A 20,032-nucleotide genomic window follows, 5' to 3' on the forward strand; every position below is an offset into this window, starting at 1 on the left:
CTGCAGCCAGACACACTCTCCGGGAGTTTTCATGCAAATTCACTTTACCCAGAACCTTCCGTCCGACGCGCGGCTCATTGCCTATGTTACCGGTCAAGGCAAGCTGCCAGATAACCTTGAACGCGCGATAGCGGAAGGGACGTCGGCAGCGCGGTTCAAGGGTAATGCAGGACAGGTCTTCGAAGCATTTGCCGAACGCGACGGCTCGGTTCGCCGGGTGGCGCTGGTGGGAACCGGGAAGGCGGACAGCGACAAGCGGACGGCCAATCTCGAACGTGCCGGCGCGGCGCTTACGGCGAAATATCTGCGCTCCGGCGAAAAGTCGCTGGCCGTCGATCTGACGAATGCGGATCTGTCAGCGGACGAGGCGGCAGCCTTCCTGACGGGTCTGCGGCTGCGCGGTTGGCACTACGACAACTATCGCACCAAGCTGAAGGACGAGCAGAAGGCCACGCTCGAAACGATCACGGTTGTAGGTGCGCCGGCCGATCTCGAAAGCACGTGGGAAGAGCGTAGCGCGATCGCGGATGGCGTGGAGCTTGCACGCGAACTCGTGACCGAACCTGCGAACATCATCTATCCCGAAAGCTTCGTAGAGCGCTGCCAGAAGCGTTTTGAAGGTACGGGCGCCGAATTGATCGTGCTGGACGAAGCGGAGATGAGCCGTCTCGGTATGGGCGCTCTGCTCGGCGTCGGGCAGGGATCGCGCCGGGAATCGCGGCTGCTCGCAATCCGTTGGAACGGGGGTAATGACGGCGATGCTCCGGTTGCTTTCGTCGGCAAAGGCGTCACGTTCGACAGCGGCGGTATATCGATCAAGCCCGGTGCGGGCATGGAAGACATGAAGTGGGACATGGGCGGTTCAGCGGCCGTGGTCGGCGCTATGCTATCGCTCGTGAAGCGTAAGGCGAAAGCGAACATTGTCGGCGTCGTCGGCCTCGTCGAGAACATGCCGGACGGTAATGCCCAGCGTCCCGGCGACGTGGTGACGTCGATGTCCGGCCAGACGATCGAGGTCATCAATACCGACGCAGAAGGGCGCCTCGTGCTGTGCGACGCGCTGCACTGGACGCAGAAGGAGTTCTCACCCCGCGCCATCGTCGATTTCGCGACGCTGACAGGAGCGATGATCATTTCGCTCGGGCACGAGCACGCCGGTGTTTTCTCGAACAACGACGAACTCGCGGACAATCTCGTCGCAGCGTCGAAAGATAGCGGCGATGCCTTGTGGCGGATGCCGATCGGCGCATCTTACGACAAGTTGCTCGATTCGCCGATCGCCGACATGAAGAACGTCGGACCGCGCGCGGCAGGTTCGATTACCGCCGCGCAGTTCCTTCAACGCTTCATAATGGACGGAACGCCGTGGGCGCACTGTGACATTGCCGGCATGGTCTGGGCGGACAAGCCCGGCGCGACATGGGACAAGGGCGCGACCGGCTTCGGCGTTCGCCTGATCGACCGCTACGTTGCAAACTCGGTCGAAGATGGAGGCTAACCCTCCGTGCCGAAGATGCGGCGCAAGGGCGATCTGCCCACCAAGGACTGCCAGAGCTGCGGCCTGCCTTTTGCCTGGCGCAAGAAGTGGGCCGCAGACTGGGAGAATGTCCGCTACTGTTCGGAGCGTTGCCGGCGAAACAAGTCCGTTGTGGAGACTTAGGTAAGGACGCATGCGGATCGACTTCTACCAGCTTTCCCGCGATCCGGTGCCGGAGGTAGCGGCACTGCTAGCCCGCAAAGTGTTGGGCTCCGGCAAACGGCTGATCATCATTGAGGAAGACCCGGCGATCCGCGGCGACATAGCGAGCGCACTATGGTCCGCACCGGGCGTTTTTCTGGCGAACGGTGAAGCGGGCGGCGCGCATGACGCGCGGCAACCGGCGCTTCTGTCAGGCGACTGCAAGGCGGAGAACGGCGCCAGCGTTGCCCTGATCAGCGACGGAAAATGGCGCGAAGACGCAGCGGCGTTCGAGCGGGTATTGCTGCTTTTCGGATCGGAACGCACCGACGACGCACGCAGCCTGTGGCGCGAACTCGGATCGCGCGGCGACGCGGAGCGGCATATCTTCAAGCAGAACGAAAGCGGCGGCTGGACCGAAGGCGGCTAAGCCGAACGTCCGACGCTCCATTCTCTTTCCAGAAAACTTGCCGAAGCAGCCGCCGCCGGTTAGGGGCGCGCCGAGCGCGCATCTCGCGCCGCAAAATTACCCGATAAACGAAGGATATTGTTCATGGCGGTTACCCGCACCTTTTCGATCATCAAGCCCGATGCCACACGCCGCAACCTGACCGGCGCCGTTACCAAGAAGCTTGAGGATGCCGGCCTTCGCGTCGTCGCCTCCAAGCGTATTCAGATGACCCGCGAGCAGGCCGAAGGCTTCTACGCCGTTCACAAGGAACGCCCCTTCTTCGGTGAGCTGGTCGACTTCATGGTCTCCGGTCCGGTAGTCGTGCAGGTGCTCGAAGGCGAAGACGCTGTGAAGCGCAACCGCGACGTTATGGGCGCAACGAATCCAGCCGACGCCGAAGAGGGCACGATTCGCAAGGAATTTGCCGAATCGATCGAAGCCAACTCGGTCCATGGCAGTGACAGCGAAGAAAACGCGGCGACCGAAATCGCTTTCTTCTTCGATGACAGCGAAATCGTCGGGTAAAACCTTACCTAAGTTAAGTTCGGCGGCGTTAGTTGGTTAATCCTCTAGGTCGCCGCACAAAACTGATTTACCGTTCTTCCCCATGTGGAGGTTCGAGAACAAGTCGGTTGCGCTCGTTCGGCGTTTCGTGTCCGCGGTCAACGCGCGCGATGTGACGACGGCGACCGATTTGTTGTCTGAAGACTGCCGAATGGTCGACAGTTCCGGAGACTGGATCGAAGGCCGTGCCGAAATTGGCCGTGTCATGCAGCGGTTCATGGAAATCGAGCCGGATTTCCGCATAACGATCGATGATATCTCCCGCCGAGGTCACGATCTGCTGCTTCGTGGTCACGCCCAGGCGAGGGACCCTCAGATCGCTAAGGACACGCTTTGGATGGCGCGTACCGAGGGTGGTCTCATATCGCATTGGCAGAGCTACGGGCCCAGTCAGCGCAACCATGTGATGCGTGCGCTGATGCCGGACGAGGTACATTGCGAACCGATCGAGCACGCTACCCGAAAAGAGCAATCAGGCCCGCTTGTTCACCAGCGCTCGTAACTGCCGCCGGTGGTCGCGGTGCGCGGCCTTTTGCCCCTTTGCAACTTCGCGCGACATCGCAGTAAGCGCGTCACCGGTCAGCTTTAGGTTCAGCGACGAGTAAATCGCCTCCATTTCGTCCTGCCAGTTGCGCCCAAGCCGTTCGAAATCGACCTCTGCAACCTTTCCGGAAAAATCGGCAAGTGCATCAGCCGCGCGCTGTTCGCGCAGTTCGATCTTCCTGCGCCATTCGCGTCGAATTGCGTTCTCGTCCGCATGGTCGGTCTGCATGGCCATCTGGTTTGCGACCAGCGAAACGGCGCTTTCGAGGACGTCCTCGCTGTTTCGCTGCGCGTGAACGATCCGCGCGCTCGGAAAGGTCGTAACGAGCGTAGGTAGATCTTCGGCAAATTGCGGTGTTTTCATCACGCGCGGGCAAGCCGCATTGCCGCGATGCGCTGCATCGGTTCTGAGGATACGTGCGAATTCGCGGTAGATCGGCGCAGGATCGCGCGCTTCGGAAAAAGCCGTGAAGGCCGGTATATGCCACTGCGCCTCGACAGCGCAGTGATCGAACGCTGCCGCGAGCCAGCCCAGTTCCTCGTCCGTACGAGTCGAACCGAAGGGATGGATCGTATCGAGCCACGGATTGAGCCAATGCGCTAGAGCCAGCATCGCAGCGCTTTTTGCCGGGCGAAGATCGGGCGATTGCGGCGTGGGGTTCCAGCTGTCGCAGAAACGGGTCGCCGAATGAGCGGGATCGGCAGCGAGATACCGGTGAATGCGAGTCGTACCGGCGCGCATCTGCCCGACGACGATGATCGGCGGAGCGATTTCGGTGTCGGCCAGCGCAGGCTGCTCGCGCCAAAGTCTTCCGAGTTTATGCCGTTGGCGAACGATTCGGGTAAGTTGACCCCAGGCGAACACCTGGCCCAACTCGTTGAGCTGCGCTTCCTGCGTCAGGGCGAAGCACAGCTTTTCAAGCCGCACGCGAAAGTCTGCCGCGTCCTCTTCGCTACGTCCGCGTAGTTCGTCGCCTAAATCGAAGCCCTTCGCTCCTTCGGCCCAGACCGCATCAGGCGAAAGGTCGGGTACGAATAGCCAGCCACGTGCGAAGCCGGCCGCGATCCAGCGGTTGACCATGTCGACGCGCGGAGAACGCGCACACAAATGCGGCCGTGGCGGCGCCATTCTAGAGCCGGTCCGCCGCCTCGGAGCGGCGCGCGAGGTAGTCGGACAGGATGCGCGGGTAAAGCTGGTGCTCGGCGATCAAGACGCGTTTGGACAGGCTCTCTGCCGTATCGTCAGTAGTGATCCGGACTTTCAACTGACCCAGCACCTCGCCGTCGTCGAGTTCGGGTGTCACCAGATGTACGCTCACCCCCGCTTCGCTGTCGCCAGCGGCTATGGCGCGGGCATGGGTGTCGAGCCCCTTGTATTTTGGTAGGAGCGATGGGTGGATGTTGAACATCCTGCCGGCCCACCGCTCGACGAATCCCGGCGACAAGATGCGCATGTAGCCGGCGAGCGCGATGTACTCTGCACCCGCATCGCGGACCGCGCGTTCCATCGCGGCGTCGTGATCTTCGCGGCTCATGCCCTTGTGCGGCAGGGAGAAGGTCGCGATGCCCTCCGCCCGAGCAAATGCCAGTCCCGGCGCGTTCTCGTCGTTGCTTGCAACGAGAACGACTTCGTAGTTCGCGTCCGGCAAACGGCTCGCGTAAGTGAGCGCGGCCATGTTGCTTCCCGTGCCGGAAATGAAAATGGCTAGACGGGCCTTCTGCATGGTCAGGCGTTGTGTACGGCGTTCCAATCGCCGCGCGCGGACCAGGTGCCGCTGCTGCCCCTTACAGTGCAGCCTTTCGCGCCGCTCTCGATCCTGCCGATCCTGTAAGCGGTTTCGCCAAAGTTCGCGAGTTCCGCAAGCACCTCGTCTGCTGACCCCGGCGCCACTGCGAGCACCATGCCGATGCCGCAATTGAACGTGCGCGCCATCTCTTCGGGCTCGATATTGCCCTGTCCTTGCAGAAAGCCCATCAGCGCGGTCTGCGGCCAGCTATCGGCATCGACGAGGGCGTGGCACCCATTAGGCAGCACGCGCGGAATGTTTTCCAGCAGGCCGCCTCCGGTAATGTGCGCCAGGGCGTCGATCCTGCCTGCGTGAATTAGCGGCAAAAGGTTCGCGACATAGATCCGCGTTGGCGCAATCAGTGTATCGATGAGCAGGCGTTCGAAATCGAACGGGGCAGGGCGGTCGAGTTTCCACCCCTTGTCTTCGGCCAGTCGGCGCACGAGCGAATATCCGTTCGAATGCACGCCGCTGCTCGCAAGTCCGATCAGTACATGTCCCGCTCCGACCTTCTCGCCCGTAAGCTGCTCACCGCGTTCAACTGCCCCCACGCAGAAGCCAGCGAGGTCATAGTCGCCGGCCGCATACATTCCCGGCATTTCCGCCGTTTCTCCTCCGATCAGCGCGCATCCTGCCAGCTTGCAGCCTTCCGCGATGCTGGCGACGACCCGCTCCGCAATGCCGGTCTCGAGTTTGCCGGTGGCGAAGTAGTCGAGGAAGAACAGCGGCTCTGCGCCTTGCACGATCAAATCGTTGACGCACATCGCGACGAGATCTTGGCCGATTGTATCGTGCCGGTCGTAGTCGATCGCGAGTTTGACTTTCGTGCCCACACCATCGTTCGCCGCGACGAGCAGCGGATCGCGGTATCCCGCCGCTTTCGGATCGAAGAAACCTCCGAAGCCGCCGATCTCGCTATCGGCGCCGGGGCGCGCCGTAGCCTTTACGAGCGGGCCGATCGCCTTCACGAGCGCATTGCCCGCATCAATCGAAACCCCAGCGTCTTCGTAGGTATAGGAGCGTTTGTCCGAATTCATTCGTGCAGCCATACGCATTCGCGCTTGGAAATCCACGAGTGTTTGGGCAAAAGGCGGAGCGTTTTCCCCATGATGACCTTTCCTCTCCTCTCCGGCCGCGATTTTCGGCCCCTGCTGCTACCGGCGGTCGGTATGGCGCTCGGCGGTCTTGCCGTCGTCGCGGCATATAACGTCGCCGCGCAGGTTTCCGGCGATCGCGGCATCGCGCCGGTCGCCGCCAGCAGCGATATCGAGGTGCTGGGGGTCGAGGTCGATACCACGGGCGACACGCCTGAAGAAGCGCGCGAAGAGGGTTGGCGCGAGGCGCAGCGCAAAGCGTGGGAGAAGGCGGGCGGTCCCGAAATCTCCGATTCGCAGCTGCAGTCTCTCGTTTCGGCAATTGTGGTCGAGAGGGAGCAACTCGGCCCCAACAGATACATCGCGACGCTTGGCGTAATCTTCAATCGCCAGAGGGCAGGCAATCTTCTCGGACGCGGCGGTGCGATGACGCGCTCGGCCCCGCTGCTCGTCATGCCTATTACATATAGTGCGGGCACGGCGACGATGTTCGAACAACGCAACGCCTGGCAGCGTGCGTGGGCGGAATACCAGGCTGGCGCCAGCCGGATCGATTACGTGCGCCCCTCGGGAGCCGGAGGGCAATCGCTTCTGCTGACGGCCGGCCAGACGACCCGCCGCAGCCGCTACTGGTGGCGCAACATTCTCGACCAGTTCGGCGCGACCGACGTGGTCATTCCGGTAGCAAAACTCGACTATACCTATCCCGGCGGCCCGATCAGCGGCCGGTTCACGGCACGCTACGGCCCGGACAACCGGTATCTCGACAGCTTTACCCTGACGGCGCGCAATGCCGAAGAACTCCCGCAAATGCTGACCCGCGCGGTCCGGCAGATGAATACCGTATACGAGCGCGCGCTCGACCGCGGAACGCTGCGTCCCGATCCTTCGCTTACCTATGGAGAAGGGGAGATCGATCCTGCGCTCCAGCGCCTCATCGACCTAGGCCGCCAGCTCGAAAGCTACGATGCGGAGCAGCGCCGGGCCGCACGCGCTGCTTCCGCCGCACGTGCCGAAGCCGCCAGCGGCGCAGAACAAGGTACGCAGGCGGCAGAAACGCCAACGACTCCGGCAGCAAGCGTCGCGACCTACTCAGTCCAGTTCGCTACGCCCGATGCGGCGGCATTCGATGGCAGTCTGTCGGCGGTACGCGGCACGCCGGGCGTGCGCGGAGCGAGCGTCAGCAGTACGGCCCTCGGCGGAACATCGGTCATGAGCGTGCAATTTGCGGGATCGAACGACGAACTGGCCGCAGCCCTGAGCGCACGTGGATTCTCGGTCCAGCGCGGGGCGGGCGCCCTTTCCATCAGCCGGTAGTGAGCCGCAGAACGGAAAAGGCCGAGCCGGAACAGATCGCCTTGCCGCTAGGCTCGGCGAGCCCGAGTGACCCGGCCCGCATTATCGTCGGACCGGCAAACAAGACGGTGATCGATGCCCTCGGCGCACCGGACGATTGGCCTTTCCGTACAGCAGTCCTGACCGGGCCGCCTCGCTCGGGGAAAAGTCTGCTTGGCCGGTGGTTCTCCGTATCGCATCCTTCGGCCCGGGTTATCGACGATGCGCACGAGTATCCTGATACGGACTTGTTTCACGCGTGGAACCGAGCGCAGCAGGCTTCGGCGCCCTTGTTACTCATCGCGAACCGCGAGGGTCCGGACGCAGAAACCGCGAATGAGAGCGCCGACCTGTTCGGCGGTTCGGAAGGCTGGACGATAGCCTTGCCCGACCTGCGCTCCCGTCTGGGCGCAGCGCTTCATCTTGAGATAGCGGCGCCAGATGAAGAGATGCTCGCGGCATTGATCGAAAGCCATGCCGCCCGGCGCGGGCTTGCTCTTCCGAACGGGGCACTTACCTATCTCGTGCCGCGTATCGAGCGCAGCCATGCTGCGGCCGAGCAAGTTGTTGCGGAAATCGACCGGCTGAGCCTCGAGCGCAAGGCGCCGCCGACCTTGTCGATTTGGCGTGCTGCGCTGGAGGCGGTACAAGGGCCGGAGCAGGGCGAACTGCTGTGAGCCGCGAATAGAAAGGCCTGAAGGCAAATGTTCCAATCGCTCAAAGCCTATCTCGATTCCGTGCGGGCCCGCGACCCGGCGCCGCGATCGCGCGCCGAAGTGCTGCTGTACCCCGGCGTGTGGGCGATCGGGCTGCACCGGATCGCGCATTGGCTCTACGAGGCGCGGCTCTACTTTCTCGCGCGGCTCGTGAACCATACCGCACGGTTTCTGACAGGCATCGACATTCATCCGGGTGCGAGGATCGGGAAGAACTTCTTCATCGATCACGGTTTCTCGGTCGTGGGCGAGACTTGCGAGATCGGCGATAACGTCACGATCTACCAGAATGTGACGTTGGGCGGTACGAACCCGACGAACGGAGAGGGCGGCAAGCGCCATCCGACGCTCAAGGATTACTGCATCATCGGTTCGGGCGCGCAAGTGATCGGTCCCATAACCGTAGGCGAGCGCGGGCGTATCGGCGCAAATGCGGTCGTGACCGAGGACGTACCCGACGGCGTGACGATGGTCGGTCTGAAAGCGCGGCCCACGACGGTTTCCGTGTCCGACTGGCTGCGCGAGTTCTCTCCCTACGCCACCCCGTCCGATCCTTGCGAGCCGCGAGGCGACTGCGTCGAGAAGCTCGAAAAGCAGATCGCCGAACTGCGCAGCGAAATCGCCGATCTGCGGCGGGCGCAGGGGCTTGCCACACCGTCTTCGGTCGAAGAACACGGTACGAGTGCGAACGTGCCCCCGGTTGGCGGGAAGCCGAATTGAGCGAGAAATGAGCGGAATGAAACAGGGCGGAACCGTACTCGCCTTCCCAGGCGGCCGGGGCGGCCTCAGAGCCGATCAGGTCGGTTTCGACAGGCAGGAATTGCAGCGCATTCTCGACCTTTACGGCCGGATGGTCGCCGCGGGTGAGTGGCGCGACTATGCGATGGACTTCACCAGGGACGCAGCCGTGTTCGCTGCGTTCCGCCGCGCTGCCGAGCGGCCGCAGGCGCGGGTCGAGAAACGCCCGGCGCTACGGGCAAAACAGGGAATGTGGACCTTGTTCGGAGAGCATGGCCAGGTGCTGAAGCGCGGCCATGAACTGGCAGGCGTCCTTGCACCGATGGAGCGGCGTCTTTTGAAAAGCGTCGATGACTAGGCGTTGCGGGACGAGCCGCTGGCCCGTCCCGAACTGAGCGAAAGTTAACCGCCGGTAACGCTCTGCATGGCTTTCAGAATCGCGCCCGACTGCTCGGCACCCGACTGCGGCGAGACAAGGTTGGTCTGCGCAGAGATCTTGTCCCAGTTTTCCGCGAAACCCTCGACCGTGCGCTGGTCTTCCGGCAGCCAGACCGCGTCGTTCATCATCACCCATGCCGAATGGAAGCCGCCTGCGCCTGCTCCGACGATGGCATTGGACGGCGCATCTTCGCTGACGAGGAAAAGCGCTGCCGGTGCGACGTTCTCCGGCCCGAACATCTCGAACGCCTGTTCCGGGAAGATGTCCTCCGTCATGCGCGTGCCCGCGACCGGCGCCAGCGTGTTGCACCGGATGTTGTACTTCGCGCCTTCGAGGTGGAGGGTCTTAGTGAGGCCTGCGAGACCCAGCTTCGCCGCGCCGTAATTGGCTTGGCCGAAATTGCCGAAAAGGCCGGTCGAACTGCTCGTCATCAGGATGCGTCCGTAGCCTTGGTCGCGGAACGTGTCCCAGCAGGCCTTCGTCGCATAAGCGCTGCCCAGAAGGTGGACGCGAACGACGAACTCGAAGTCTTCGGGCCCCATCTTCGCGAAGCTCTTGTCGCGCAGGACGCCTGCGTTGTTGATGAGGACGTGAACACCGCCCCACTTCTGCTTGGCGTCGGCGACCATCTTTTCCATCTGGTCGTATTCGGTGACGGAAGCGCCGTTCGCGACCGCTTCGCCGCCCGCCTTCTCGATTTCCTCGACGACTTCGGCAGCAGCGTCGGAGGTGCCCGTTCCGTCGCGCGATCCGCCGAGATCGTTCACGACCACTTTCGCGCCCCGCCGAGCCAGTTCGAGCGCGTATTCACGGCCGAGGCCGCCACCTGCTCCGGTCACGATGGCAACGCGGTCCTTGAAGGAAATGGTCATGAGTTCTCTCCGGTAAGTGTGAGGGTGTTTACGTTAAGGTCAATGCGTCTGTCTCGTTGCACGTTCCCATGGGTCATGCAACCGCTCGCGGCGACACTCGCGGTGCCGTAGGGGCAAGCCGGGTAGCAGCCGCGATCAGTGCGGCGAATCGGCTTTCGCCAAGCCTTCCAGCGCCGGAATCAGCTCTGCGAATTTTGCGATCACCGCATCAGCGCCCAGTTCGTCGGCAGGTCCGTCGCAGTATCCGTAGGCCGCTGCAACGATGGGAACGCAGGCGGCGCGGGCGGCCAAGACATCGTAACTCGAATCGCCGACGAAGGCGAAATTGCCGCCGCCGGAAGCCTGTCGAGCGGCATCGATCGGATCGGCGAGCGGCTTGGCGCGGTAATTGCCTTCCGCGTCCTTGCCGAGCGTGTCTCCGCCGATGATCGAGGCGAAGCGATCGGTCAGGTCGAGCGCGCCCAGCACGCCGCGGGCGAAGCCCTCGAACTTGTTGGTCACGACCGAAAGAACCACTCCGCGCTCGGCAAGCTCGTCCAGTACGGCGATTACGCCCGGATAGGGCCGCGTATGCACCGCGACATGGCCGTCGTAATAGTGCAGCATTGTTTTGTAGAGATTGCGAAACTCGTCCTCCGGCACACCGCCCTGCTTGTCGAGCGCGCGCCGCAGCATCACCTTCGCTCCGCCGCCGATCAGGTCGGTCACATCCTCGACCGGGACGGGATTGAACCCGCCTTCGCGCAGGGCGTGGTTGACCGCTTCGCCCAAGTCGCGGTGGCTTTCTACGAGCGTGCCGTCGAGGTCGAACCCGATGCAGCGAAAGGGAAAATCTGTCATATGCGGGCGGTCGGTGCGTGATGTTTCTTCAAACCGCAAGCATTTGCTGTCATGGCGCGAAGACATGACCGATCGACACTACGAATTCGCTGCCGTGATCCTCGCCGCAGGCAAGGGAACGCGGATGAAATCAACGCTGCACAAGGTGCTGCACCCGGTTGCGGGACGCGCTATGCTCGAACACCTCATGGCATCGGTGGAGCGGCTCGGGCCTGCGCGGCAGGTCTGTGTGGTCGGGGCAGGGCGCGAACAGATAGAGGCGGCAGTCGAAGGCCGTGCCGACACGGTGCTGCAGGAACCGCAACTCGGTACGGGTCATGCCGTCCAACAGGCGCAGGAGAGTCTCACAGGTTTCACCGGCGACGTGCTCGTTCTCTACGGTGATGTTCCTTTCGTGCGCGCCGAAACGATGCGGGCCATGCTGGAGCGGCTCCATCAGGACGATGCGCCCAAGGCCGTCGTCCTCGGCTTCGAGCCGGACGATCCGCTGCAATACGGGCGCGTGATTGCCGATGCCGAGGGGCGAATCGCGAAGATGGTCGAGTACAAGGACGCAAACGACGACGAGCGCGGCTGTCCGGTCTGCAACTCGGGCCTGCTCGCCGCGCGGGCCGAAGACCTTTTCGCACTGCTCGATCGGGTCGGCAATGACAATGCACAGGGCGAATTTTACCTGCCCGATATCGTCAACATCGCGATTGCCGACGGGGACACCTGCGCCGTGATTTCCGCCGATAGCGCGGACGAAGTGCGCGGCATCAACAGCCGCGGTGAACTCGCGGAAGCGGAACGCGTTTGGCAGGAACACGCCCGTAAGGAAGCGATGGCCGAAGGCGCGACGCTTCGCGCTCCGGAAACCGTCTTCTTCAGCTACGATACGAAGCTGGGCCGCGACGTTGTGATCGAACCCAACGTCGTGTTCGGTCCGGGCGTCACCGTCGCGGATGGCGCGCGGATCAAGGCTTTCAGTCATCTCGAAGGAGCGGACGTCGGCGAGGGCGCACAGGTCGGGCCCTACGCCCGCCTCCGGCCCGGAGCGGTGCTGAAGAAGGACAGCTTCGTCGGAAATTTCGTGGAGATGAAGAAGGCCGTGCTCGGTGAGGGCGCGAAGGCCAGCCACCTGACCTATCTCGGCGATGCGGAAGTGGGGGCCGGGGCAAACATCGGCGCGGGGACGATCACCTGCAATTACGACGGCTATTTCAAATACAAGACGGTTATCGGCGAGCGTGCCTTCATCGGATCGAACTCGTCGCTGATTGCTCCGGTCAAGATCGGCGCCGATGCGATCGTCGCTGCGGGGAGCGCGGTGAGCCGCGACGTTGCGGACGGCGAGCTCCGGATGGTCCGCGCCGAACAGTTCGTGAAGCCCGGTTGGGCCGACCGCTTCCATGACACGATGAAGAAGAAGAAAGCTGCCGAAGCGAAAGGCTGAATTCTCGGCGGAAGCCGCTGACGATACTGGCGAGCCCCTTCGCTGCTGGCTGTGTGAGCGGGCGCTCGGCCAATCGGTACAGTGGCACCATACGGTCCCGAAATCGAAGCGGGGGCGGGAGACGGTGCCGGTTCATCCGATCTGTCACCGGACCATCCACGCCAATTTCAGCAATACCGAATTGGCCCGAATCGGGACCGATCGCACGCGAATCGCGAGCGACGAGCGCATGACGACCTTCCTTCACTGGATCGCCGGCAAACCGCCCGACTTTCATGCGCCCACGCGAACAAGTCGTTGATTTCGTGCAAAAATGCAGGTTCGACTTCGCGCTTCTGTTATTTTTAGCGTGCCGCGGCGTTAAGGGTAAAAATTAACCTTTACCTGCGCAAATTGGCTGATTTAGGGACACTCCCCAGAAAGTCCGCCATCCGCCTACGGTTTTCGAAAAAGCCGTGCTATATCGGGATTATGGAAACATTAGGTGCGACATTGCAGGACAACCGGAAGGCGATCTACGGCGGAGTCGCGGCGGTCGCTTTGCTCGCTGCAGCCTATCTCGCGTTTACCATGTTCAATAATGATGGCAGCTGGTGGAACTCGTCCGACCGCTACACCGCGGCCGATGGCAGTGGCGAAGACGACGGATCGATCTTCGACCGTGCGAGCAACGCGCTGAATTCCTTCATCGGACGGTCTCCGGGCGAGCGAAACGAAGCCGCTCTCGTTGCCGGCAAGGGGAAGGGCAAGGGACGCCGCGCGCCGCGCGAGGGCCTTACGCGCCAGCCCCGCGAGCGGGCGCTCGGCAAGGTATTCGATACTCCAGCCGCACAGGACCGCGTCATTCCCGGCGAAGATACGGCAGTCGACGATGCGCTTATCCCCCCGGAAGCCTTGCTTTCGCAGGCACCCGCTGCGGCACCGATCGGATCGACGCCGCTCGCAAGCGGACCGATTTCCGGCCCGCCCGTTACGGGCGGCGGGGGCGGCGGTTTCTTTCCCGGCATAGGTGGCGGCGGCGGTGGCGGCAGCCCTGGCGGTCCCGGCGGTCCCGGAGGTAATCCAGGCGGCAATCCTCCGCCTGCTGGCGGCGGCGGTGGCGGTACTCCTCCGCCCGTTCCTGCAGTCCCCGAACCGGCGACTTGGGCGACGCTACTTCTGGGCATGGCTGCAACCGGCGCCATGATGCGCCGCCGTCCGCGCATCGCGTTCGCCCCCGTAAATTCCGTGCGCGAGACTATCGGCTGACCGCCTTGCGACTCGCCCTTGTAGCTTTCGCGGCGCTCGTATCTCTTTCCGGCTGCGAGCAGGCAGAAGAGAGCGCAGCGAAAAGCGAATTCGCCGCTGGCACAAGCGCACCGAACAGGGGTCAAGAGGCACCGAGCGACACCGAAAGCCGCGTCTATCTCGACTTGGACGAGGCGAGAATGGGAAGCGAGCAAGGCATAATGCCGGCCGGTGTTCGTTCGCTCATCAAGACCGATGGGCGCATGAAGCATGGCGAGTTTCGCTGGGACGATGCCGAAATCGGCGCGGGCAAGGTGCAGATCTTCGTCGATCTCGACCGGCAGATGGTCTCGGCCTATCGCGGCGGCCACGAAATCGGGACCGCGGTGATCCTCTTCGGCGCTTTCGGCAAGGATACGCCGCTGGGCAGCTTCCCGATCGAGCGCAAGATCAGCGATTACCATTCGCGAACCTATGACGCGCCGATGCCCTACACGCTGTGGCTGACCGATGACGGCGTAGCGCTCCACGGCAGCAAGGTCGAGTGGGGCGCCTCGACGCGCGGCTGCGTCGGTGTGCCGATCGAGTTCGCCGAGCACCTTTTCGATGTCACGCGCGAAGGCGACGTGGTGCGCATCGTCCGCTCGCAAGGTAAGGAAGTGTAAGGCTTATCCTTTAACCCGTATTAAGGATTTTGCGGCGCATAGATTTTCCCATGTGGGGAAGAAGCGCCCGTACTCCGAGAATCGTTCGCCGCGCTGCTGCGGCGCTGGCAGCCGCGGTGACCGCACCGCTGCTGGTTGGCGCGCAGGGCGTTCACAACGATTTCGAACAGCGTTTGCTTGCCAGTCACAACCGCGAGCGGGCTACCCTGAAGCTGCCTGAACTGCGCTGGGACAGCGAACTGGCGCGGGGGGCGAAGCAGTGGGCAGAAGAACTTGCGGCGACCGGGAAGTTCGAACATTCACCGGGCAATTCGGGGACGGAGCCGCTCGGAGAGAACCTGTGGGGCGGCACCCCCGGCCATTTTCAGCCCGAGGCCATGGTCGGCCTGTGGATCGAGGAAAAGGAACATTTCAAGCCGGGCAGGTTTCCGAACGTCAGCATTACCGGCGATCATGCCGACGTCGGCCACTATACGCAGGTGATGTGGCGCAAGACGCGGGCCGTGGGCTGCGCGCGCGCGACAGGAGCAGATGAGGAAATTCTGGTGTGCCGCTACAGCCGGGCTGGCAACATTCGCGGTCAGAAGGTTTTCTGAAGCGCCCCTCGTTTGCCGACGCCGCGGTCCGTCCGCTTTGACAAGTTGTACCGCAGCAATCGCATCCGTGGCCTGCTCGGCGCCGCGCGCTTCTTCACGCTTGCAACGCTTACAAAAAAGCGGCCCGCAGGCCGCTTTCTCGTTCACCAAGGCTAAGACGTCGACTTAAGCCGCGTCCTCGACATGCTCGGCAAGGACCGTGAGGCCCTTATCGCCGACTTCGGCGAAACCGCCGCGCACTTCGATGTTTTCGGGCGTACCGCCAGCGGTCTTGTAGACCTGAACTGCGCCGTCGCGGATCGTCGACATGAACGGCGCATGCCCTTCGAGCACGCCGAACTCGCCTTCCGTGCCGGGGACAATCACCATGTGGACTTCCTCGGACCGCACGAGCTTGGCGGGCGTCACGAGTTCGAAATGCAATGCCATTGTCGTTCCTCAATACCCCGCCCGCTAAGGGGCGGGGCTGTTTTTCTTAAGCGTCGTCGGCCATCTTCTTGGCTTTTTCGACCGCCTGGTCGATGCCGCCAACCATGTAGAACGCGCTTTCCGGAAGGTGATCGTATTCACCCTCGACCACCGCCTTGAACGAGGCAACCGTGTCTTCGAGTGCAACGAACACGCCCGGAATGTTGGTGAACACTTCGGCCACGTGGAACGGCTGCGACAGGAAGCGCTGGATCTTGCGCGCACGAGCGACGGTCAGCTTATCTTCTTCCGACAGTTCGTCCATGCCGAGAATGGCGATGATGTCCTGCAAGCTCTTGTACTTCTGCAGCGTTTCCTGAACCTTACGCGCGGTTTCGTAGTGCTCCTGTCCCACGACGCGCGGTTCGAGAACGCGGCTCGTCGAATCGAGCGGGTCCACTGCGGGGTAGATGCCGAGCTCGGAGATCGCGCGCGACAGCGTCGTCGTCGCGTCCAAGTGAGCGAAGGAGGTTGCAGGCGCGGGGTCGGTCAAGTCGTCTGCCGGCACGTAGATAGCCTGGACCGAGGTGATCGAACCCTTGTTCGTCGATGTGATGCGCTCTTGCAGGTTGCCCATGTCGGTCGACAGCGTCGGCTGATAACCCACGGCCGAGGGGATACGGCCCAGCAACGCGGACACTTCGGAACCGGCCTGCGTGAAGCGGAAGATGTTGTCCACGAAGAACAGCACGTCCTGGCCTTCCTGGTCGCGGAAGTATTCCGCCATCGTCAGGCCCGAGAGGGCGACGCGGGCGCGGGCACCCGGCGGCTCGTTCATCTGGCCGAATACCAGCGCCACCTTCGAACCCTCGGAGATCGCCTCGCCTGCGTCGTTCTTGGCGATGACGCCCGCGTCGAGGAACTCGTGGTAAAGGTCGTTTCCTTCGCGGGTACGCTCACCCACACCGGCGAACACGGACACGCCGCCGTGACCCTTGGCAATGTTGTTGATGAGTTCCTGGATAAGCACGGTCTTGCCCACCCCGGCGCCGCCGAACAGGCCGATCTTGCCGCCCTTCGCATAAGGTGCGAGCAGGTCGATAACCTTGATGCCGGTGACGAGAATATCGGCTTCGGTCGACTGGTCGACGAAGAGCGGAGCCTCGGCATGGATCGGAGCGGTCTGCTCCGCGCCGATGGGGCCGCGTTCGTCGATCGGCGCACCGACCACGTTCATGATGCGGCCGAGCGTCTTCGGGCCGACCGGCACGGAAATCTGCTTTCCGGTGTTCGTGACCGATTGGCCGCGCGTCAGGCCGTCGGTGCCGTCCATCGCGATGGTACGAACGGTGTTTTCGCCGAGGTGCTGCGCAACTTCGAGAACGAGCGTATTATCGCCGTTCTTCGTTTCGAGTGCGGTCAGAATCGGCGGCAGTTCGCCTTCGAAATGCACGTCGACGACTGCGCCGATGACCTGCGAGATGGTGCCGCCCGCGGAAATGTTCGGGGTCGACTGATTGATAGCGGGTGCGGTGGCCATGATGGTTTTCCTAAAGACTTACTGGTCTACGTGGTGGGAACCGTGCTCGGCGCAGATAGCAGGCGCATCGGCCAATTCCCAGTTATCTTCGGTTGCGCTGAGCTGCGCTTCGTGGCGCAGATACTGGTCTTCGCCGAGGCCGAATTCGCAGGTCACGTTGTCCGCGCCCATTGCGCGCCGGCAGACGGCGTTGCTGACGGGTTCCGCATCGGGGCAGGTTTCCGCGAAGACTTCGGTGAACAGTCCCTGGTCGGGTGCGGGCAGGGTCGAGGTAGGCTCGGGAGCAGGAGCAGCGGCAGTCGTTTCGGTTGCAACCGGTTCGGCAGCTTCTTCCCCGCATCCGGCGAGGACGGTAATTGCAGCAAAAAGGGGTACCAATTTCTTCACAGCGCTTCGGCTCCGGCAATGATTTCGATAAGTTCGGTGGTGATCGCGGCCTGACGGCTACGGTTATACTGGACAGTCAGGTCCTTGATGAGGTCGCCGGCATTGCGCGTGGCGTTGTCCATCGCGGTCATCGAAGCGCCCTGTTCCGACGCCTCGCGTTCGAGCAGCGCGCCGAACAGCTGCGTCTTCACGTAACGGGGCAGCAGTTCTTCGAGGATTTCCTCTTCGCCCGGCTCGTATTCGACGACGGCATCGCTGGCCGCCGCGTCGGCATCACCTTCGGGCGAGGGGACGGGGATCAACTGATCAACCGTCGGGTCCTGCGCCAGTGCGGACTGGAACACCGGATAAACGAGGTGCGCGACATCGAATTCGCCATTCTCGAAGCGTTCGATCAAGTCGTCGCCGATCGCTTCGGCTTCGTCGAAGCCGGGTTGGCGGACGTCGGAGGTGTCGAACCACTTCTCGATCCGGTCGGCATAGTCGCGCTTGATCGGGGCACGTCCCTTCTTGCCGACGAGATAGAACTGCACGTCCTTGCCCTCGGCAATCAGTTCGCGCGCCTTGACCTTCGCGGCCTTAACGATGTTCGAGTTGAGACCGCCGCACAGGCCTTTGTCGGTGTTGACGACGACCAGCAGGTGGCGCTGACGGCTGCCGGTACCGGCGAGCAGCTTCGGTGCGCTGTTGCCGCTCACCCGGGAGGCGAGCGATGCCATGACCGACGACATCCGCTCTGCGTAAGGACGCGCGGCTTCCGCCGCTGCCTGCGCACGGCGCAGCTTCGCGGCCGCAACCATCTGCTTGGCCTTGGTGATCTTCTGGGTCGATTTGACCGAGGAGATGCGGCCCTTGAGTTCTTTCAGGCTAGCCATGGTCTACCTCAGCCTTCCAGCGGCTTCACTTCGACAAGTTCGGGCGCAGATTGCAGCCAGTTCTCGTATTTAGCGAAGACGTCTTTCGTATAATCTTGGGCATGGTGGAAATCGAAAGCTTCCCGGTTCGCCCACTGCTCGAAAATCATGATGCTGCTCGATCCGTCCGCGGCGCGGCGCGGCTCGAAGGCGATACAGCCGTCTTCGTCGCGGGTGGCGGGCACGATGGAAGCTACCGCTTCGCAGGCGGCATCCATATGCTCCGGCTTGACCGGAATGGTTGCGAAAACGGTGTAGCTCATCGCGTGATCAGGCGAACTGCTTGGCGAATGCGTCGAGTGCCTTGACCGTGCGGTCCTTCACGTCGTCCTCGAACTTTCCGGTCGTGCGGATGTCGTTCAGCACGTCGGCGTGGTTCTGGCGCATGAAGCTCAGCATCTGCTGTTCGTAGTCGGTCACCCGGTCGACCGGAACACTGTCGAGATAGCCGTTGGTGCCGGCATAGATCGACACGGTCTGCTCCTCGAACGGCATCGGCGAGAACTGCGGCTGCTTGAGCAGCTCGGTCAGGCGCGCGCCGCGGTTCAGCAGCTTCTGCGTCGACGCATCGAGGTCGCTGCCGAACTGCGCGAAGGCCGCCATTTCGCGGTACTGTGCGAGGTCGAGCTTCATCGAGCCCGAGACCTTCTTCATGGCCTTGGTCTGGGCGGCACCGCCCACGCGGCTCACCGACAGGCCGACGTTGATCGCCGGACGAATGCCCTGATAGAACAGGTCGGTTTCGAGGAAGATCTGGCCGTCGGTGATTGAAATCACATTGGTCGGAATATAGGCGGACACGTCGCCGGCCTGCGTTTCGATGATCGGCAGCGCGGTCAGCGAACCGCCGCCTTCGCTGTCGTTCATCTTCGCAGCACGCTCGAGCAGGCGGCTGTGGAGATAGAACACGTCGCCCGGATAGGCTTCGCGGCCCGGCGGGCGGCGAAGCAGGAGCGACATCTGGCGGTAGGCGACGGCCTGCTTGGAAAGGTCGTCATACACGATAACGGCATGCATGCCGTTGTCGCGGAAGAACTCGCCCATAGCGCAGCCGGTGTAGGGCGCGAGATACTGCAGCGGAGCGGGCTCCGAAGCGGTTGCGGCGACCACTATGGTGTATTCCATCGCGCCGTTTTCTTCGAGCGCCTTCACGATCTGCGCAACCGTCGAACGCTTCTGGCCGACAGCGACGTAAATGCAGTACAGCTTCTGCTTCTCGTCATCGCCCTGGTGCGCTTCACGCTGGTTGATGAAGGTATCGAGTGCCACGGCGGATTTACCGGTCTGGCGGTCGCCGATGATGAGTTCGCGCTGGCCGCGGCCAACCGGAACAAGTGCGTCGATCGCCTTGAGACCCGACTGCACCGGCTCGTCCACCGACTGGCGCGGGATGATGCCCGGCGCCTTTACCTCGACGCGGCTGCGCTGGTCGGAAACGATCGGGCCCTTGCCGTCGATCGGATTGCCGAGCGCATCGACCACGCGGCCGAGCAGGCCCTTGCCGACCGGAACGTCTACGATAGTGCCGGTCCGCTTGACGACGTCACCTTCCTTGATCTCGGCGTCCGAGCCGAAAATCACGACGCCGACATTGTCGCTTTCGAGGTTCAGCGCCATGCCCTGAACGCCGTTCGAGAACTCGACCATCTCACCGGCCTGGACGTTGTCGAGGCCGTGGATGCGGGCGATACCGTCGCCGACGCTCAATACCGAGCCGACTTCGCTGACTTCGGCTTCGGTGCCGAAATTGGCGATCTGGTCTTTGATGACCTTGGAGATTTCTGCTGCGCGGATTTCCATCTG

At 62.7% G+C, this 20,032-nt stretch carries 24 protein-coding genes and 1 pseudogene; 14 read left to right on the plus strand and 11 right to left on the minus strand.

Annotation, left to right across the window (positions count from 1 at the left end):
* Window positions 1-31: 31 nt before the first annotated feature.
* The 5 genes from HUV48_RS01140 (at window position 32) to HUV48_RS01160 (ending at window position 3,195) form a co-directional block, all read left to right on the plus strand.
* A complete protein-coding gene (locus HUV48_RS01140; protein WP_176265939.1) occupies window positions 32-1,498 on the plus strand; it encodes a leucyl aminopeptidase in 1,467 nt (488 codons plus the stop codon).
* Between the two features lie 15 nt (window positions 1,499-1,513).
* Window positions 1,514-1,660 (plus strand): DUF2256 domain-containing protein, encoded by a 147-nt coding sequence (locus HUV48_RS01145; protein ID WP_217906674.1) that lies wholly within the window; start codon window positions 1,514-1,516, stop codon window positions 1,658-1,660.
* A 10-nt stretch (window positions 1,661-1,670) separates the two neighbouring features.
* Window positions 1,671-2,108: a DNA polymerase III subunit chi gene (locus HUV48_RS01150; RefSeq protein WP_176265941.1), complete on the plus strand. Its 438-nt coding sequence runs from the start codon at window positions 1,671-1,673 to the stop codon at window positions 2,106-2,108.
* 123 nt (window positions 2,109-2,231) lie between these two features.
* A complete protein-coding gene (gene ndk / locus HUV48_RS01155) occupies window positions 2,232-2,654 on the plus strand; it encodes a nucleoside-diphosphate kinase (RefSeq protein ID WP_176265942.1) in 423 nt (140 codons plus the stop codon).
* 82 nt (window positions 2,655-2,736) lie between these two features.
* Window positions 2,737-3,195 (plus strand): nuclear transport factor 2 family protein, encoded by a 459-nt coding sequence (locus tag HUV48_RS01160; RefSeq protein WP_225871473.1) that lies wholly within the window; start codon window positions 2,737-2,739, stop codon window positions 3,193-3,195.
* On the opposite strand, the gene HUV48_RS01165 is transcribed toward HUV48_RS01160, so the two are convergent.
* From HUV48_RS01165 to purM, 3 genes and pseudogenes are all read right to left on the minus strand, one after another.
* Window positions 3,166-4,365 (minus strand): sulfotransferase family protein, encoded by a 1,200-nt coding sequence (locus tag HUV48_RS01165; protein ID WP_176265944.1) that lies wholly within the window; start codon window positions 4,363-4,365, stop codon window positions 3,166-3,168. The genes HUV48_RS01160 and HUV48_RS01165 overlap by 30 nt on opposite strands.
* A gap of 19 nt (window positions 4,366-4,384) precedes the next feature.
* Window positions 4,385-4,960 (minus strand): annotated as a pseudogene (gene purN / locus HUV48_RS01170) (phosphoribosylglycinamide formyltransferase); the annotation flags it as partial.
* Between the two features lie 2 nt (window positions 4,961-4,962).
* Window positions 4,963-6,060, minus strand: coding sequence for a phosphoribosylformylglycinamidine cyclo-ligase (purM, locus tag HUV48_RS01175; protein WP_225871474.1), 1,098 nt, complete (start codon window positions 6,058-6,060; stop codon window positions 4,963-4,965).
* A gap of 69 nt (window positions 6,061-6,129) precedes the next feature.
* On the opposite strand from purM, the gene HUV48_RS01180 reads away from it, so the two are divergent.
* The 4 genes from HUV48_RS01180 to HUV48_RS01195 are packed head-to-tail and all read left to right on the plus strand — an operon-like array spanning window position 6,130 to window position 9,264.
* Window positions 6,130-7,434, plus strand: coding sequence for a heavy-metal-associated domain-containing protein (locus tag HUV48_RS01180; protein ID WP_176265947.1), 1,305 nt, complete (start codon window positions 6,130-6,132; stop codon window positions 7,432-7,434).
* A complete protein-coding gene (locus tag HUV48_RS01185; RefSeq protein WP_318656024.1) occupies window positions 7,434-8,129 on the plus strand; it encodes an HdaA/DnaA family protein in 696 nt (231 codons plus the stop codon). Before HUV48_RS01180 ends, HUV48_RS01185 begins: the two co-directional genes overlap by 1 nt.
* A gap of 27 nt (window positions 8,130-8,156) precedes the next feature.
* Entirely contained in the window at window positions 8,157-8,888 is a 732-nt protein-coding gene (epsC, locus tag HUV48_RS01190) for a serine O-acetyltransferase EpsC (protein WP_176265948.1), read from the plus strand.
* Between the two features lie 7 nt (window positions 8,889-8,895).
* Window positions 8,896-9,264 carry a DUF2794 domain-containing protein gene (locus tag HUV48_RS01195; protein WP_404799906.1) on the plus strand — a complete coding sequence of 123 codons (369 nt, stop codon included), beginning with the start codon at window positions 8,896-8,898 and terminating at the stop codon, window positions 9,262-9,264.
* A gap of 44 nt (window positions 9,265-9,308) precedes the next feature.
* Here the strand turns inward: HUV48_RS01195 and HUV48_RS01200 are convergent, their stop codons facing one another.
* Window positions 9,309-10,217 carry an SDR family NAD(P)-dependent oxidoreductase gene (locus HUV48_RS01200; protein WP_176265949.1) on the minus strand — a complete coding sequence of 303 codons (909 nt, stop codon included), beginning with the start codon at window positions 10,215-10,217 and terminating at the stop codon, window positions 9,309-9,311.
* 135 nt (window positions 10,218-10,352) lie between these two features.
* A complete protein-coding gene (locus tag HUV48_RS01205) occupies window positions 10,353-11,057 on the minus strand; it encodes an HAD family hydrolase (RefSeq protein WP_176265950.1) in 705 nt (234 codons plus the stop codon).
* 64 nt (window positions 11,058-11,121) lie between these two features.
* Here HUV48_RS01205 and glmU point away from each other — a divergent pair, with 64 nt between their 5' ends.
* From glmU to HUV48_RS01225, 5 genes are all read left to right on the plus strand, one after another.
* Complete coding sequence (gene glmU / locus HUV48_RS01210) at window positions 11,122-12,492, plus strand: bifunctional UDP-N-acetylglucosamine diphosphorylase/glucosamine-1-phosphate N-acetyltransferase GlmU (protein ID WP_176265951.1); 1,371 nt, start codon at window positions 11,122-11,124, stop codon at window positions 12,490-12,492.
* A 49-nt stretch (window positions 12,493-12,541) separates the two neighbouring features.
* Window positions 12,542-12,793, plus strand: a complete 252-nt coding sequence (locus tag HUV48_RS14640) for an HNH endonuclease (RefSeq protein WP_225871523.1) — start codon at window positions 12,542-12,544, stop codon at window positions 12,791-12,793.
* A gap of 170 nt (window positions 12,794-12,963) precedes the next feature.
* Window positions 12,964-13,740, plus strand: a complete 777-nt coding sequence (locus HUV48_RS14210) for a PEPxxWA-CTERM sorting domain-containing protein (RefSeq protein ID WP_217906647.1) — start codon at window positions 12,964-12,966, stop codon at window positions 13,738-13,740.
* Between the two features lie 5 nt (window positions 13,741-13,745).
* Entirely contained in the window at window positions 13,746-14,384 is a 639-nt protein-coding gene (locus HUV48_RS01220) for a L,D-transpeptidase family protein (RefSeq protein WP_176265952.1), read from the plus strand.
* Window positions 14,385-14,500: 116 nt separating this feature from the next.
* A complete protein-coding gene (locus HUV48_RS01225; protein ID WP_318656025.1) occupies window positions 14,501-14,980 on the plus strand; it encodes a CAP domain-containing protein in 480 nt (159 codons plus the stop codon).
* Between the two features lie 165 nt (window positions 14,981-15,145).
* Here HUV48_RS01225 and HUV48_RS01230 read toward each other — a convergent pair whose 3' ends face one another.
* From HUV48_RS01230 to atpA, 6 genes are read right to left on the minus strand one after another with little or no spacing between them, the layout of a single operon-like run.
* Entirely contained in the window at window positions 15,146-15,409 is a 264-nt protein-coding gene (locus HUV48_RS01230; protein ID WP_176265954.1) for an ATP synthase F1 subunit epsilon, read from the minus strand.
* Between the two features lie 46 nt (window positions 15,410-15,455).
* Window positions 15,456-16,928 carry a F0F1 ATP synthase subunit beta gene (atpD, locus tag HUV48_RS01235; protein ID WP_176265955.1) on the minus strand — a complete coding sequence of 491 codons (1,473 nt, stop codon included), beginning with the start codon at window positions 16,926-16,928 and terminating at the stop codon, window positions 15,456-15,458.
* Window positions 16,929-16,946: 18 nt separating this feature from the next.
* Entirely contained in the window at window positions 16,947-17,315 is a 369-nt protein-coding gene (locus HUV48_RS01240) for a hypothetical protein (RefSeq protein WP_176265956.1), read from the minus strand.
* Window positions 17,312-18,190, minus strand: a complete 879-nt coding sequence (locus tag HUV48_RS01245; RefSeq protein ID WP_176265957.1) for a F0F1 ATP synthase subunit gamma — start codon at window positions 18,188-18,190, stop codon at window positions 17,312-17,314. Before HUV48_RS01245 ends, HUV48_RS01240 begins: the two co-directional genes overlap by 4 nt.
* Window positions 18,191-18,198: 8 nt before the next feature.
* Complete coding sequence (locus tag HUV48_RS01250; RefSeq protein WP_176265958.1) at window positions 18,199-18,492, minus strand: putative quinol monooxygenase; 294 nt, start codon at window positions 18,490-18,492, stop codon at window positions 18,199-18,201.
* A gap of 7 nt (window positions 18,493-18,499) precedes the next feature.
* A complete protein-coding gene (gene atpA, locus HUV48_RS01255) occupies window positions 18,500-20,029 on the minus strand; it encodes a F0F1 ATP synthase subunit alpha (protein ID WP_176265959.1) in 1,530 nt (509 codons plus the stop codon).
* Window positions 20,030-20,032: the final 3 nt, after the last annotated feature.

Source organism: Qipengyuania atrilutea (assembly GCF_013370205.1).
Lineage (GTDB): Bacteria > Pseudomonadota > Alphaproteobacteria > Sphingomonadales > Sphingomonadaceae > Actirhodobacter > Actirhodobacter atriluteus.

Bases quoted from the DNA above. Each gene is read 5' to 3' on its own strand.
- HUV48_RS01140 (WP_176265939.1), top strand. From the start codon at position 32: ATGCAAATTCACTTTACCCAGAACCTTCCGTCCGACGCGCGGCTCATT.
- HUV48_RS01145 (WP_217906674.1), top strand. From the start codon at position 1,514: ATGCGGCGCAAGGGCGATCTGCCCACCAAGGACTGCCAGAGCTGCGGC.
- HUV48_RS01150 (WP_176265941.1), top strand. From the start codon at position 1,671: ATGCGGATCGACTTCTACCAGCTTTCCCGCGATCCGGTGCCGGAGGTA.
- ndk (WP_176265942.1), top strand. From the start codon at position 2,232: ATGGCGGTTACCCGCACCTTTTCGATCATCAAGCCCGATGCCACACGC.
- HUV48_RS01160 (WP_225871473.1), top strand. From the start codon at position 2,737: ATGTGGAGGTTCGAGAACAAGTCGGTTGCGCTCGTTCGGCGTTTCGTG.
- HUV48_RS01165 (WP_176265944.1), bottom strand. From the start codon at position 4,365: ATGGCGCCGCCACGGCCGCATTTGTGTGCGCGTTCTCCGCGCGTCGAC.
- purM (WP_225871474.1), bottom strand. From the start codon at position 6,060: ATGAATTCGGACAAACGCTCCTATACCTACGAAGACGCTGGGGTTTCG.
- HUV48_RS01180 (WP_176265947.1), top strand. From the start codon at position 6,130: ATGATGACCTTTCCTCTCCTCTCCGGCCGCGATTTTCGGCCCCTGCTG.
- epsC (WP_176265948.1), top strand. From the start codon at position 8,157: ATGTTCCAATCGCTCAAAGCCTATCTCGATTCCGTGCGGGCCCGCGAC.
- HUV48_RS01195 (WP_404799906.1), top strand. From the start codon at position 8,896: ATGAGCGGAATGAAACAGGGCGGAACCGTACTCGCCTTCCCAGGCGGC.
- HUV48_RS01200 (WP_176265949.1), bottom strand. From the start codon at position 10,217: ATGACCATTTCCTTCAAGGACCGCGTTGCCATCGTGACCGGAGCAGGT.
- HUV48_RS01205 (WP_176265950.1), bottom strand. From the start codon at position 11,057: ATGACAGATTTTCCCTTTCGCTGCATCGGGTTCGACCTCGACGGCACG.
- glmU (WP_176265951.1), top strand. From the start codon at position 11,122: ATGACCGATCGACACTACGAATTCGCTGCCGTGATCCTCGCCGCAGGC.
- HUV48_RS14210 (WP_217906647.1), top strand. From the start codon at position 12,964: ATGGAAACATTAGGTGCGACATTGCAGGACAACCGGAAGGCGATCTAC.
- HUV48_RS01230 (WP_176265954.1), bottom strand. From the start codon at position 15,409: ATGGCATTGCATTTCGAACTCGTGACGCCCGCCAAGCTCGTGCGGTCC.
- atpD (WP_176265955.1), bottom strand. From the start codon at position 16,928: ATGGCCACCGCACCCGCTATCAATCAGTCGACCCCGAACATTTCCGCG.
- HUV48_RS01245 (WP_176265957.1), bottom strand. From the start codon at position 18,190: ATGGCTAGCCTGAAAGAACTCAAGGGCCGCATCTCCTCGGTCAAATCG.
- HUV48_RS01250 (WP_176265958.1), bottom strand. From the start codon at position 18,492: ATGAGCTACACCGTTTTCGCAACCATTCCGGTCAAGCCGGAGCATATG.
- atpA (WP_176265959.1), bottom strand. From the start codon at position 20,029: ATGGAAATCCGCGCAGCAGAAATCTCCAAGGTCATCAAAGACCAGATC.